This window comes from Candidatus Omnitrophota bacterium (assembly GCA_040755155.1).
Classification (GTDB): domain Bacteria; phylum Hinthialibacterota; class Hinthialibacteria; order Hinthialibacterales; family Hinthialibacteraceae; genus JBFMBP01.
In genome coordinates this window covers 1-14,690 of sequence record JBFMBP010000079.1, presented here as the reverse complement: position 1 = coordinate 14,690, position 14,690 = coordinate 1, and the positions used below count along the sequence as shown (strand labels likewise).

Below are 14,690 nucleotides of genomic sequence, written 5' to 3'. Positions count from 1 at the left end.
TTCGCCGAAACCGGATCGAGATGCGTTGCGTCGATGATGAATAAATTTTTTTTTAAACTATTCAAAATCTACGAAGGCGAAGGCGTCAAAGTATTGACGTTCGCCATCGCCGGCATTCTCTATCAAACCGGATTCTCGATCGGAGCTGTGGCGTCCGATTCCTTGTTCTTAACGCATATCGGGGCGGACAAACTCTCTTATATTTATTTCATCCTTCCGGCGATCATGATCTTCACGACGCCGATCATGTCCTTTTTTACGGAGAAGATCGGCGCCAGCCGTTTTCAAATCGTCGTGAGCTTGTTGTTGGCGGGCGGCGGCGTCGCCCTGTTCTTTTGCGTATCGGCGGCGGAAGCGGCGGGGGAAAGCGCGGTTTGGCTCTATTACGTCATCAAATTGTATTCCAGCCTGTGGCACATTGCGGGCTTCACCATTTTTTGGAATTTCGTCGATTCCTATTTCGACATCCTCAGCGCCAAACGATTGTTTCCCGTCTTAAGCGGCGCTACCGCCATCGGCGCCACCATCGGCGGCGGACTGGTAACGCTTTTCATGCGATGCGAGTGGAGCGTCGGTTCGCTTTTTCTCGTTTGGTCCGCCGTATCCGCCGCCGCGATGCTTCCCGTCTGGCGCGCGATCGAATCCTTCCATTCCATCAAGGGAGAAGAGGAAGAAGAACCCTCCTTCCGCGAACAACTGCGGCGGTTGAGCGACGCTTACAAAAATACGAATTACGTTATGTTCATCACATTGACTGCCTTCATCGCCATGTTGATGACGAATATTTGCGAATTCCAATACATGCAGATTTTCGAGGAGCGGCATTCGGACGCCGTATCGTTGGCGAATTTGTTCGGACGTCTTTTTATGATCGTCAACGTTTTCAACATGTTCGCGACGTTCTTTCTTTTCAACCGGCTGATCGTCATTCTTGGAGTGCGCAACGCCGCCCTGATTCAACCCGTTGTTTATCTCGTTTCGTTCATGGCCTACATCGCCTTTTTCGGTCAAGCCAATCCGATGTATTTTGCCGCCGTTTTGGGATTCTTCGCGCTTCAAGGAACCCAATCGGCCATCGACGAAAACAACTGGAATCTGCTTCTCAATCCCATTCCCGCCAATGTGAAAACCTCCATCCGCTCCATATCGGAAGGAGTCGTCGATCCTTTAGGCGGCGCGCTGGCGGGTTTGCTTTTATTCGTCATGAACCAACGCCTGCTTCTCAGCCATCTTCATATCTCCGTCTTCGGCGCGGGGCTGTCGTTGGTTCTCCTGGCCGTCGCGCTTTGCTTAAGGCATTATTACGTCAGCGCCATGATTCACAATCTGCGGGCGGATTGGCTCGATTTCTCCCGATCCGAGTCCGATATCTTTTCCGGCATGAGCCAGGAAGAAAAAGACGAACTGGTTCGCATCGCGCGCATGGAAAGCATGGAGGAGATCGCCGCCGCTTGCCGCATTTTGTGGTTGAACGACCGGATTCTGGCCGTAAAAACGATTCTTGAAATTCTCGACCGCTGCGAAGAGCAAGACCGAGGCCGGGCGCTGGAAGTCTTGGCGGAAATGCTGGGCGAACGGGACAACGAAATCGTCCGCATCGTCATCTCCTGGCTGCTATCACACGGCGAAAAGGCGGGTTCTTCCATCGTTCGGGAATTAGGGCGGCATCACTTGATTCAAGGCGAATTCGTTCTGAGAATGCTGGATTCGCTCGATCCCAACGATCGCGCCGCCGCCGCGACGGTGTTATGGAATAGTTGGGATATCGAGAACGCCCATCATGCGATGTGGACGGCTTTAATCCTCGTCAAAGGAAACGAGGAAGAGCGGGAGGCGGGAATTCGAGCCATCGGAGGCGCAGGACTCAGCCAATACGCCAATTTTCTCGTCCCCTTCTTGGAGGACCCTTCCCCCCAAGTGCGCAAAGCGGCCAAATTGTCCATTTGCCGAGTCGTCGATGAGGATTCCACGTCGCTTCTTCCCATTATCCTTGAGATGATCGGACGCGGCGACGGAGAAATCCGTTCGCTTGGCTTTAGCGCCTTGTCTCGCATCGGCGATTCCAATTGCATCCCTTCCCTCCTGGCCCGGGCCGACGATTTTTCGCCTTTCGAACGCCGGCAAATCAATCAGGTCATCATCGGCTTTGGCTTGCGCAGCGTCCCCTCCATCGTCAGCGTGGTTCGAAACGCTTATTATCCTTACTCGGGCCGCTCCATCGCCGCCCGAGCGTTGGCTCGTTTGGCTTTTCCCCAACTTCAAGCGCTTATGCCGGCGTTGATTTCGGAGGAAATCCTTCGCGCCTATCAAATCCTTTTCTATCGGGCGGCCTTGGAGGAGGTGAAGACTCCGTCCCCCGGCTTCAAGGTTCTCTCCCGATTTTACCGCGACGAACATGCTTCTACCTTGGAATTCATTTTGGAGATATTGGCGCTAGGCGGCCAGATTCCGAACCACGAGATGATCGCTTCCTCCCTTCGTTCGAAAAGCGCCAAGACCAGAGGCAATGCGATCGAGACGCTGGAACAAGCCGTGAACCGAGACTCGTTCAAATTGCTGATGCCTTTAGTGGATGGACGGCCGGTCGAGGATAAAATCCATTTTTACTTCCGTTGTTTCAAAGCGGAAAGTTTATCTTCATCCCAAGTCGTCAACGCCGCCTGGGGCAGCCAAATGGATTTGGAGCGGGCGGCGGCGGCGCAAGCGAAATGGGACCTAACGCAAGAGGATGAAGAGGAAGACGAAGCGTTCAAAGACATGTTCAAAACGGTGGTCTTGGATCAAATCGCCGGAGGCATCGGCGAGGCTCCCGATCTCGTCAAAAAAACTGTTTTCTCCATTCTCCAACGCGAAGCGGGCAAGACCGTTCAAGATAATCCGATCGAGAAAATCGCGCTTTTCGCCGAATCGGAGTTGTTCGGCAAGATTTCGACGCGGGATTTAGCGATCTTGGCGGCGGGATCATCCCTGGCCGAATTCGAGAAAGACGAATGCATATTTAGAAAGGGAGAGCCTCCAAACGGTTTGTATTACATCAAAAACGGCGAAGCGGTTATCCGCGGCGGCGATGGCGAAGAGATATTGTCCAAGGGCCATACCTTCGGAGAAAAGTTTCTGTTCGGCGCCAAAGAGCGAATAAGCGACGCTTATTCGAATTCGATGACGTGTTATTTTTGGAAACGGGATTTTCTCGTCTATTGCGTGCAAACCTATCCCCGCATTGCGATGGGATTTATGGAGAGGGAAGCCGGCAATTGATGGGTTGCTCCTTCAGCGGCGCCGCCGCGCGCGAGCCTCTCTCCCTTTAAAATTCTATCCGGCACTCTTTGACCGGAGACGAAAGACAAACAAGATCGATGAGCGAACCGAAAGAGCGGGCGAGGCGGAATTTCACCATCGGCATCCAAGCCGTATATCTGTTGCTTTTGTTGCCGGCGTTAGGCGCAACGACGGTCGTCATGGGTCTCCTCATTCATGACGATCTTTATAAGGAAATCGAACTGGGGTTCAACCGCAAACTATCCGCCATCAGTTTGGCCGTAGGCGCTTTCATCGACGGCGGCGTGCACGATGACCTCTTGCGGCCGCATACTCTATTGGGTTTGACCTACGTCGATTCCCGAAGGCAATTGATCGGCATTGATAAAGAAAGAAAGCGGCTTGCCGCCGTCAATATGAGCGATGGCAGTTTACAGCCGATCGGCGTCTCCGCTACCGGAGTCGCCGATCTGGCTTACGATTCCCGACGCGATCTCCTCTACGCGCTTCAGGAAGATGGCCGGAGGATTGTCGTTATCGATCGAATGACAAGCGAAACGACGCCCCTTATCGCTCTCGATCGCGTTTACCACGCCATCGCTTATCATCGCGGAGAAGACGCCCTCTACGCCGCAGGAGCGGATTGGCTTCGCATTGATCTGGATCCTCTGCGCTGCGCCGACGCTCAACCCCTGGCTTACGGGCGCATCGCCGGCATGGATTATGACGAGTCCCAAGGCCGTTTTTTAGCGATCGAAGGCGACGGCGGCAACCTGCTCGCCATCGATCCCGCCACGGGAAACGCCGATGTTCTCGGCGTTCTCGTCATGAAAACGATGCCGAAAGAATGGGCCGAGGAGAAGGCGGAGACGGAGATTTCCTCGAAATCCAATACCCACGAGGATGAATTGAAAGAAAATCTGAAACGGATCGAGGAATTCGATCGTTTGCGGCGTATTGGCGATGCGGATGAAATCGCCGTCCTCCGCGGTCTCGTGGAAAAAATCGCCCTCTACACGGCGAATGAAGTGAGGAAGGCGGAGACGGACGCGGAAGATGTAAAACAATCCGGCGAGAAAACCGCCGTTTTCCACGGTTTGGCCTGGAATCCTATTACCAAGAAATGGTACGCCAGCGCCGATCGCTTCGCGCAAATCGATCCTGCGGCGGCTGTTTGTTGGGATGCCGGATGGTGGCCGGGGTACCGCAGCGAAACGAGCGACAATTACCTGGATTACGTTTTGCCGATGCGCCGCATCTGGAAAAAATTGAATATTACGTATCTTTGCACCTTTCGCCGGCCTGAAGGCGGAGGAGCGAACGACGAAGTTTACGTCCTGGACGTCGATTACGGCGGATCTCACGTCCCCATTGGATTTGTAGAATCGTTCGAGGAGGGGGAAGGAGACAAAGTTTACGGCAAGATCGCCGTGGGCGGCGTTTATACTTCCGGCGTAGTGAATTGGGGAGAATGGGGATTGCTGAAATCGGGATACGCTCCCATTTACGATCGAACCGGAAACGTTCGAGGCGTGGCAGGAACAGATATCGACGTTTCGATCATCGCAACCAAAACGCGCATCGCTCTGTTGAAAACGATTTCGATCGGCTTGTTCGCTTTCCTGGCGGCGGGAGTCGTGGGATACGCCATCACCTTGGCCCTTATGAAACCGATCCGGCAGCTCATCGATAAGACGCTGATCGTCGCCGCAGGACGGTATGGAGACGAAGCGCCGCTTCAAGGTCCGGTCGAATTGCGGGAACTCTGCGGAGCGTTCAATCGTCTCAGTCTCGATTTGAAAAATTTCTTCCTGGAAAGAAATCGGACCGACGAACAGTTGAAAGTCAAATCCAATCGTTTGAAATTGATCCATGTCCTCAAGAACGAATGCGTCTACGCTGCATCCTGGGATGGCCGTCTTTGCGCGGGGGGCGCGTGGAATGTAGATAAAAAATCGACGGATATCTCAGGATGCATCAGCCATGTCGGTCTGTTTTTGATGTGGGCTGGTTCTTTTGCCGGGGAGACTTTGGACGCGACGATTGCCCAACGGATGCTCATTATGATCGCCAATACGCTGCTTCAACGCTATGGCGACGATTGGGAGCAAATCGAACGTCGATTAAGCCGTCTCTATCCGGAACAAGTCGCTTGGTTTTTGTTGATCGATGGAGAATCGGGCCGTTCTCATGCATCGTTTCGTCAACCGGCCTCCGTTTTTCTCTATGGTTCCGATGGTTTGTCCGAATGGAATCCAGACGGCCATTGGCCCCTTGCCGTTCGGAAAGGGGAAGCCTTGATAGCGATTTCCGCCCATCATGCTTCTCTATTAAAGAAATCGGAAAACGCTCTGATCTCGAACGGCGTTAAAGACGCCCAATCCATCCTGAACGGCGTTTTGAAGATTGGCGGCGATTCTCAAACGCCGGACGTTCGGACGCCGATGTTGATAACGATCATGTCGAGGTCCATTGGATGAATCTCGCGCAAAAAATATTCGCTCTTAAGAAAATCCCTCCGTTTACGGAGCTGCGCGACGCGGAATTGGGGCTGGTGGTCAAGGTTGTGCGAGAGCGCCGATTCTCTCCGGGCCGGATCGTCGCCAACGCCGGTTCTTCTCTCTCCTCCCTTTACGTCGTATTGGAGGGATTTTTCGAATTGGAAGACGGACGCGTTTTGCTTCCTATCATTGGCATGTCGTCGCTGCTTTTCGATTATTCTCTGACGCAAAATCTGCTTTCGGGGAAAAGCGGCGCGTTGTGTCTGACCATCAACAAGGGTCATTTCTACACGCTGATCCACGAATGTCCTTCTTTCGCGGCGGGATTGATGAAACTTCTTCATGAAGAGGACTTCTGCGCGCCAATGGCGGAAAATTGACGATGAAACTCATTACTCGGAATAGAATAGCCATTCTTCCCATTTTCTTGGGCGCCATTCTCATAATAGGAATCAGCAAATATTTTTCCGAGCGCGATGAAATGATATGGAGCGCGCGGCATGAAATTGCCTCCTTCGCCATTTCCATCGCCGAGTTTATCGATCCGGTGCTGCTGCCAAATCTGGAAAGCGAAGTCCCTGCGGATTCGGAAACTTCGATTCGTCTTCTTCTCCCCCTTCAACGCATCTTCGCTTCGAATTCGCTTCGGCATATAGCGATTTATTCTAGAGACGGCCAACGAATGTTCTATTCTCTCGGGGAGCCTCCCCTTCGGCCCGCCGAAGAGCTATGGCGCGGCCATTTACCCGAACTGGCAAAAATGGCCGCCGACGCCGAACAAAAAACTCAAGTGGATGAATACGCCATAATAGGCGAAATCGCGCAAGGTAAAGAAAATGGTTCTCTCGATGCGATCGACGCCTTGGCGCCGGTTTCGGATGGCCGGGGAAGATTGGCGGCTATTGTCTTCCTGGAAAAAGACGTGAGCGAAATTTCTAGCAAAACGAAGGCTATTATTGTGCAAATGGCCATCGCCGCAGTCTTTATTCTCATCGTCGGCCTGGTTGTAGTGCAAACGATCACTACTGTCATTACCAAACCCATTCGCAGACTGACGAACGCAATCCTCGCGGGAATCAAGGGACGGCATGCCCATTCTTTGGAGCAAGAGAGAATTCGCGAATTTTACGACTTGGGCAATACATACAACACAATGGTTTGCGTCTTGGACGAAACAGAAGGCCGCATCGGACGCAACCTGGTGCAGAGCGAACAGTTCTTTTCCCGTACGGAATTGTCCAGGGCTTTTCGCGACGTTTTTTGGCCCGATCGCGAATGCGCCAGCGGGATGTTTACGGCCAAAGGAAGCGTTTTTGGACGTTCCTCCAGGGAATTTTTCGATATCGACGCCAACGAGAACGGTCTTTGGGCGGTGGTTTGCCGGTTGAGCGGCGTTTATTCGGAGACTTACGATCTCGTAATCGGGAAAGATGGATTGAGCGCCGTGCCGATCCGTTTGAACGAAGGCGACTTGGACGTGGCGCTCTCATCTGCTTCCCTATCCGTTCTCTTGAAGGGGCAACTTGCAGGCGGCGATCCTCAAAGCGCTTACGAAATGGTTTCCGCCCTTTACGCCATCGAATACTTTCATTGCGTTCAAGCAACGAATGAAAACGGCCTTTGCCGGATTTGGCGATGGAAAGAGGAAGACAAGACGCTTCATTATTCGGAACAAACGCTGAAATCCGGCGAAAATATGATTTTGCATTCTTTTTCAGGCGATGCGGAGGAAACCATTGAAATTTTTATGCGTTTTTTCAATAGTTTTACGCCTCAAAAATTAGTCGGCGAAATATTGCGCTCCCTGGACGAGGATAGCAGCGGCGCCATCGTCGCTATAAAAAGAAATGACGATTTTTCTTACTCCAGGGAATAATCGAAAGCCGCGTTTCCGCTCTCAACCCGCTATCGCCATATAATTTAAAGCCATAAAGAGAATCGAAAACAATCCGAAACTGATATAGTCCAACCGCCGGGATAAATTGGCGTATCCTTTATCGTCCAACTTGAGAGACGCAACGGAGGCAAGGATGCAGGATAAAATAATAAATCCGGCGTAGATGTGCAGTTTATCCACTAACGTCAACTGACTGGTCTCGGGTAAATTGGACGCTACGACGAAATGGTTGCCCATGATGGTAAATACGGCGCCGACGGAAAGGCTGAAGCGGGGGCTGGAATGCTTGGGATTGATTAAAAGCGTGGCGAGTCCAATCATTACGGCGATATAAAGACCGTAAAATTGCTTAAATGCGAATTTGATGCTGGGACGATCCACTTCGATCGAACAAGTAAAACGCGAATAATAGCTGGCATTGTTTCCTCCAAGTTCCAAATCTCCGTAATTCGTATGATAGGAATAGTCTATTACTTGAGTGTAAAGATCGCCCAACTGCCATCCCGTCAAAGATAAATTCCGGTCGATACTGCAATTTTCGTTATCGCTGATATATTTCAGGACGGAAATATCGTCTTTGCTGTCTTCGATTTCGATGCGAATTCGATGCGAATCCATCGGGTAGCGGGACATATTCCACGATTGCAATACGTTGGCTTGAACCCGGGCGCATGCGTAGAACCATTCGCCGAATCGGCGCTCGTCGATCGTCTCTCTTTTGTCGATCATTCCATTAATCAGTTCGAAGGTCTCCTGCGGCTTCAATTTTCCGTCGCGCCAGCGAAACCAAATGTAGAAATCCACTCCCAGTTGTTTATCTCTTAAACTGAGGGAATTGATGCGCAGAATGAAGATTCCGATATAGACATCCGCAGGAGGCGCCGCTTCCTTGGATTCTTGTTGGATAGATGGAGAATTCTCTGCCCCGCTTGCAACGCCGCGTTCAGGCGTTTGGCATAATGCGATCGCGGGATGAAGCCATAAAAACGATGCGAAAATGAATAAAAACGAATAACGTTGAAAAAAAGAATAGAAAGGATTCATTCGAAACGGCTTCATTTCTTAAAGGAAATTGTTCATCGAGAAATGCATTATCCCGCGAGTTGATAGGCTTGTCAAAACTCATGGATATAGCAAATATAGAAAAATAATCGCCGTAAATCTACATTTCGATGCCGCCAATCCGATGCGCAGAATGGGCGTTATAGTAATTCATGTCGTGCACTGCCATTCCCTCGCCCTTCGGGATTGGGGGTGGCAAGGGCAAGATTTTTTCTGCCCTTGACTGAATCCCTGCGTTTAATGGGAAAAGATCGGCAATTATGGAGACTACAATTATCAAGACGGCAAATTTCTGGGATAATGGCCTTATTACGCAGCATGAGATAGTCGCGTACGGTTGAAGCAGCGTAAAGAAGCGACAGTCCATCGCTTCGCAACCTTAAGGGCGATAGGGAGAAGAACGATGTTTTCCATGAAAAGGTTTTTACGAAAAGCATTTTGGTTATGGATTTGTTGGATTCAGCCTATCGATGGAACATTAGCAGCGGCGCCCAACCATGAAAAACTTATGGCGGGATACGCCGAAATGGATATTACGCCGGAACTGGGCGTAACGATGCCCGGCTATTTCGAAGAACGCAGAGCCTCCGCCGTCTTGGATCCATTGATGGCGAAAGCGTTGGTATTAACCAAAGACGGGGTTACGCTGGCCATCATCGCGATGGATCTGATAGGGATCGACGCTCCGATCGCTGCGCGCATCCGGCATGAAGTGCAAGAGAAGACCGGAATTCCCGCCCACTGCGTTTTTCTCCACGCCACTCATACCCATACCGGCGCGACCGTTTCGGAAATAGCGGAGAGGCTTCCCGCTCAGGCGGCGCTGACGGTGGGGAAAGCCTTGGATGGACAAGTCGCGGAGACGCATGTTACGTTAGGGGAAGTTGAAGAAAAATCCGTCGCCTTCATCCGCCGATATCTCATGAAGGATGGAACGGTGAGGACGAATCCAGGCCATGCCAATCCTGAAATCGTACGTCCCATCGGCGAGATCGATCCCGCCGTTACCGCGCTCGCCTTCGAAACGGCGAGGATTCTTCTCGTCAGTTACGGCCTGCACCTCGATTGCATCGGCGGCGACAAATTTTCCGCCGATTATCCACATCATTTAACGGTGGGCGTGCGCGAGTCGTTAGGCGCCGGATGGAACGTAATTTTTTTAAATGCCTGTTGCGGCAATGTGAATCATTTTAACGTCAAGGATCCCAACCAACGCAGCGGTTACGAGGAGTCGCGCCGGATCGGACGAATCCTCGCTAAGGCGGCTCTGTCGGCTCATAAAAACGCCGCGCCGATTTCGATCGGCGTCTTAGGCGCCAAGAGCGAAACCGTCCCATGCCCCATTCGTAAAGTGGCGCCGGAAGATTACCAATGGGCGAAAGAAGAGATGGAGAAAAATCCGGAAGCCGCCTCCAAACGGCAGTTTAACGAACGAACCCCGGAAAGAATCATTGCCCTGGCGGAAACGAAAGAGAAAAGCCATCCCGCCGAGATCGTTGTTTTCCGCCTTGGGCCTATCGGTTTGGTGGGATTGCCCGCCGAAGTTTTTACGGAAAACGCCAGAGACATAAAAGTTCATTCCCTGCTCCGCCCCACGCTTGCGATTGGATTGGTGGGCGGCGATATGGGATATATGCCTCATGCTCGCGGCTATCGGGAAGGCGGTTATGAAGCCACTTACGCCAGCGCCCAATACGCTCCGGAAACCCCGGTTCTCTGGTGCGAAACGGCGGCGCGGCTAATTGGGGAACTCACCCGTGAAGAACCATGAACTTAAAAACTGTGATTAGTGAAAAGTGACGAGCGATTAGTAAAAGAAATTCAGCGACTTACAAAATACAATCCACTCGCCTTTTGGGTGATAAGGATGCTATTGCGCATCATAATTAAAACGAGGATTATTGTTCTCAAACAATTTACCAATTCCCGTTTTTAAGATGATCGATCATGCGGCGTCATCATCCGCAATGCTTATAGACGGAAACGATCTTCAGCCCCGTCTCGCGCCGCAGGTAGTCTTCGACGGAATGCGCTTCTTCTACGGAAATGGTGCGCAAAGGAACGGAATCGTATTCCCGCAATTCCTCGTTATGCCCGCCTCGCGAAGAGACATGCCAATGTTTGGGATAGGGCCGTTTGGGTGTGTTTAATTGCGCTTCGTCCGGCTGAATTTCAAGAAGGATTTGCGCCAACCTCTCCCGTTGCGACAAGTTAGCGGGCAGAAACATGATTTGTATTCCGAAATAGCCGTCGTATTTCTGGCGGAAGATTCGGATATTCTCTATGATCTTCGCCAAGGAGATTCCTTTGACGGGGCGGTTGATCCTTTGGAACATCTCTTCCTCGCCCGCATCCAGCTTGACGAATACCTTATCCATGACGCGCAAATCCTCCATAACGGCGGGATGGTCTAATAGCGTTCCATTGGTCAGCGTCAGTTGGGGAATCGAGGCGATTTTTCCGATTTCCCTGGCGCATTCCCCTAGATTCATAGCCAGCGTAGGCTCCCCGCTGCCGCTATAAGTGATAATATCCGCTTCCCGCCAACGAGAAGCGCAAAAATCCCGGAGAATTCGATCCGTAGGTACGAATAATTTTCTCTCATTGGTTATGCGTTGGATCTTTCCCAATTGGCAGTAGATGCAATTGAATGAACAGACCGAAGTTTCAAGAATAAGATCGACTCCCAGCGACAACCCCACGCGCCAGGAAAGGACGGGACCGTATATAGTGGAGATTTCGGACATAATGCAGGGATGATAAGCGTATTTTCGAAATTGAGAAGGCTGTCAAGGGCGGAGCGGTTTGTTAATCTTGCAAAATTTCCAGGATTAAGGCTTTAATATTCCGGTAGGTGGGCGTTTCGTGCCACTTTAGCTTATTATGCTTATAAATTATAGGTTATATACTTACATTTAATATGAATTCTAAGCGTTTTGCTCATGGCGGTGTTAAATTTTGAAAATTTCCTCTTGACGGCTTTCCAATGATGTATAAACTAGTAAAAAACGAATTATTAAGGGAAAACTAATATTACTCCCAATTATACTTAATAATTCAAGAAGAATTGCGGTTTCTTAAAATGCTCGTCAGCAGGGCGCAGGGTGTGATGGTTGAATTAGCCCTGCTTTTGTTATGGTTAAATTTTAAATTGCAGGAGCCGCCTGGACGCCGCTCATGCGAGTAGAACAAAAGGGATAAAGAAGGTAAATATATTTGCCGCACGTTATCTTTAAAGGCGAAATTTCGTTAAAGGATTGGTGCGAATCTTTCAATCCCTTCCAAGAAGAAAATAAGAATTGGCTGATCAAGATCGAGGATGCGTATTGCGAAAGCAAAGGCCGCCGAGCCATCCTTCCCGTCGTGGTAGTCGAAGAAGGACATTCTCAATCTTTCTATTTGAAATTGTCGATGAACGAGGCTTTGCGGCAAATCACCGTTAAACTTGATCCCGCGACGGATCCGATTAAGACGCGCGGAGTAAAAAGATCGGTCGCATTAGTTGCCGAGAAGATTCTTGATCGTTATAAACATATCGCCATTGACCGCCATAATCTCAAGGATTTCTTGAAGACGCCGGAAGAGGCGAATATCTAAGGTTTCATAGCTTTAACCTTAGCCATTTGAAATGGAATCGTATTGGAACGCATAGTTGCGTTGAAATCGCCTTCATCGGGCTTTCAATTCATAACTTAGCGAACAATTTTCAAAAGTTCGTTTTTGCAGGCGTATCGCTGAACAATTGTTTTCGTAAAAATCGACTCGCCGTTTACGATCCTTTTGAAGATTAACCAAATACGCAAACTAATAATAATTATTCTGTTTCCGGACGAATGAACGCCGGGTAGAAAGGAGGCGCTTTCGCTTACCCTATCGAAAGTACCCAAGCCGGAAAAGCGAAAGAAGAAGCAGCATGGCGATGGAATCAGCAGAGAAGAAAAGAGAGTTGACGCCGAGAGATTGCCGCGAAGCGATCGAAAATCATCTTGTGCGGGAATGGGGCATGTCCCCCGAAGCCTCGCGCCGTTTCGTGCAAAGACAGCCGGGCCTGACTTTGAACGAAGCGGTGGAATATATGCGCGCCGTTACCAAAGGCTACCGCGTTTTATATAAACGGACCCACGGACAACGGATCAGCCCGATTTTACTGCGCCGGGCGACGGAAATGGCGCTGGAACGTACAGCGAGAAGACGCCAGGCTCTGACGGAAAAAGATTTGCAATACCTGATGCAGCAAGCGCGGGACGCCACCGACGCCGATATCGCCCGTAAAAGCGATCCCAACTCCAAGGAAGGCCGCATCCGCATCCTTCGCCCCTTGCATGAAGCCGTCATGTGCGAAGAGGATGCCGTAACCCGCAACCGCCTGTTAGGCGTCTCGGAGGTCTTTATCTCTCAGGGATACGTTTTGAACAAGCAATATCTTATCGATCAATGCTTGATTCAAGGCGAAATTTTCCCCAACCGGCGCACCGTTGACGAAACGCTGGAAATCCTGCGCACCTCTTATGAAGCGCTGGGATTCTCCAAAGACGACGTATTTATCGCTTCGGCTTACCTCGACGTTCCTTACGGCAAGGTGGATACCTCCCGCCCCGCCAAAAAGAAAAACGGCCAGGCGCAAGAGACGCATTTCATCTATTAACAAACCGATAAAATTCAATCGAAAAAAAATTAGCCGTGTTCTCAGGAGCGCGGCTTTATTATTTTATTATTTCATTTTATTATATTATTATATTATTTCATTATAATATTATGAGGATAAGTTGGAGGATGCGATCGGCTATATCTATTTTTTTTCTTCAGAAAAAGAAGCATTTCAATCCATTTTTTTAGGAGATTTGTCAAATGATGAAGAATTATCAAAAGAGTATAGGACTTACCATAGCGGCTTTGGCGGCGGTTCTTTTTTTTCTTTCCGAACCGGATTGTTATTCCAGTATTTGCAGTGTTGGAGGTGATGGCGGGGGTTGTTTAAGGGGGGGTCTCCCCAAAATCATTAGGAGAGGGAACCATCCCCAAAGTGCAGGGAAAAAGTTTCTCATCGACCGAAATAATCGAGTTTCTAAACCCTTCGTCCAATCGGAAGAGACCTTTGATTTCACCAACACCCTGGAAGGGGATTGGCCCGATGTCGTCGGATACGTCTGCGTCAAGATCAAGGATGAAAAATTCAACGAGGAGTATTATGTTTGCATCATTGGATTGGAGACGGTTTCTTTAGGAAATAACGAATATAAATCCGCCGGCTGGGATAAAAAAGTTTTCTGGATGGAAGTGGGCAATGGCGTTCCTCTTTTTGTCTGCGGAATCTATGCGCCCAATTACGAGGAAGACGGCGTGGCGTACGATAATGTTTATTGGGCGCCCAATGTCGACTATTACGACCCGGAAGATAGCGTAATATACAATTGCGACATGTGGCTGTACCTCGATGACGAGGACGAAGTGGAAAAATGTTGGATCGTTATGTATGACAAGGACGGCGAAGAGATCGATGAAAAGCAGTTGGAAGCAGGCGATTACATCACGACCTTCACTCCTGCTATCGATCTGGATGAACCCGAAAGTTTCTATGCCGCCACAATCGAAGAGTCGTTTCAGCTTGTCAAAGAAGATCCCCTATTCTTTTACGCGCACATGACTCCCAACGTCGATTTTCCCAATCCGTTAACTCAAGGCAAAATCGAATTCGACGATCTCGATCTCTATTATATTTTAAAGGGTGAAAAGGAAGACGAAGAAGGCGTCGTTCAACATATCTTTTCCGCGCCGAAAAAAGTGGACATTAAATGGGGTAACAAGCCTGCAAGCGCGGAGAGCTGGATGATGCACGAAGTTTCCTCGGTTTTGAAATTTTTTCTACCAGGGAATTAAACTGAATGAAGGTTAGCCATACAATCAAGTTGTTTGTAAGCGGTTCCAATTGTTGGAACCGCTTTTTATTGACGCAGATATCCGGTTTTCTGTCG

10 protein-coding genes are annotated in these 14,690 nt (G+C 50.0%); 8 read left to right on the top strand and 2 right to left on the bottom strand.

All coding sequences use genetic code 11. The features are described 5' to 3' along the window. The first annotated feature begins 33 nt into the window (after positions 1–33). The 4 genes from AB1656_10730 (at position 34) to AB1656_10715 (ending at position 7,635) form a co-directional block, all read left to right on the top strand. Complete coding sequence (locus tag AB1656_10730) at positions 34–3,258, top strand: cyclic nucleotide-binding domain-containing protein (protein MEW6235851.1); 3,225 nt, start codon at positions 34–36, stop codon at positions 3,256–3,258. Between the two features lie 98 nt (positions 3,259–3,356). Beyond that, positions 3,357–5,738, top strand: coding sequence for a HAMP domain-containing protein (locus tag AB1656_10725; protein ID MEW6235850.1), 2,382 nt, complete (start codon positions 3,357–3,359; stop codon positions 5,736–5,738). After that, positions 5,735–6,139 carry a cyclic nucleotide-binding domain-containing protein gene (locus AB1656_10720; GenBank protein ID MEW6235849.1) on the top strand — a complete coding sequence of 135 codons (405 nt, stop codon included), beginning with the start codon at positions 5,735–5,737 and terminating at the stop codon, positions 6,137–6,139. Before AB1656_10725 ends, AB1656_10720 begins: the two co-directional genes overlap by 4 nt. Positions 6,140–6,141: 2 nt before the next feature. Then, positions 6,142–7,635 (top strand): hypothetical protein, encoded by a 1,494-nt coding sequence (locus AB1656_10715; protein MEW6235848.1) that lies wholly within the window; start codon positions 6,142–6,144, stop codon positions 7,633–7,635. 21 nt (positions 7,636–7,656) lie between these two features. Here AB1656_10715 and AB1656_10710 read toward each other — a convergent pair whose 3' ends face one another. Then, on the bottom strand, positions 7,657–8,700 hold the full coding sequence (locus AB1656_10710) for a hypothetical protein (protein MEW6235847.1): 1,044 nt from the start codon (positions 8,698–8,700) through the stop codon (positions 7,657–7,659). A gap of 430 nt (positions 8,701–9,130) precedes the next feature. On the opposite strand from AB1656_10710, the gene AB1656_10705 reads away from it, so the two are divergent. Then, positions 9,131–10,489 (top strand): hypothetical protein, encoded by a 1,359-nt coding sequence (locus AB1656_10705; protein ID MEW6235846.1) that lies wholly within the window; start codon positions 9,131–9,133, stop codon positions 10,487–10,489. A gap of 187 nt (positions 10,490–10,676) precedes the next feature. On the opposite strand, the gene AB1656_10700 is transcribed toward AB1656_10705, so the two are convergent. Continuing rightward, on the bottom strand, positions 10,677–11,465 hold the full coding sequence (locus AB1656_10700) for a radical SAM protein (protein MEW6235845.1): 789 nt from the start codon (positions 11,463–11,465) through the stop codon (positions 10,677–10,679). 469 nt (positions 11,466–11,934) lie between these two features. Between AB1656_10700 and AB1656_10695 the strand changes: the two genes are divergently transcribed. The 3 genes from AB1656_10695 to AB1656_10685 all read left to right on the top strand — a co-directional run bounded on the left by AB1656_10695 (position 11,935) and on the right by AB1656_10685 (position 14,595). Next, a complete protein-coding gene (locus AB1656_10695) occupies positions 11,935–12,315 on the top strand; it encodes a hypothetical protein (protein ID MEW6235844.1) in 381 nt (126 codons plus the stop codon). Positions 12,316–12,631: 316 nt separating this feature from the next. Beyond that, the gene (locus AB1656_10690; protein ID MEW6235843.1) at positions 12,632–13,363 is read left to right on the top strand and encodes a hypothetical protein; all 732 of its coding nucleotides are present in this window, start codon (positions 12,632–12,634) and stop codon (positions 13,361–13,363) included. A gap of 203 nt (positions 13,364–13,566) precedes the next feature. After that, the gene (locus AB1656_10685) at positions 13,567–14,595 is read left to right on the top strand and encodes a hypothetical protein (protein MEW6235842.1); all 1,029 of its coding nucleotides are present in this window, start codon (positions 13,567–13,569) and stop codon (positions 14,593–14,595) included. Positions 14,596–14,690: the final 95 nt, after the last annotated feature.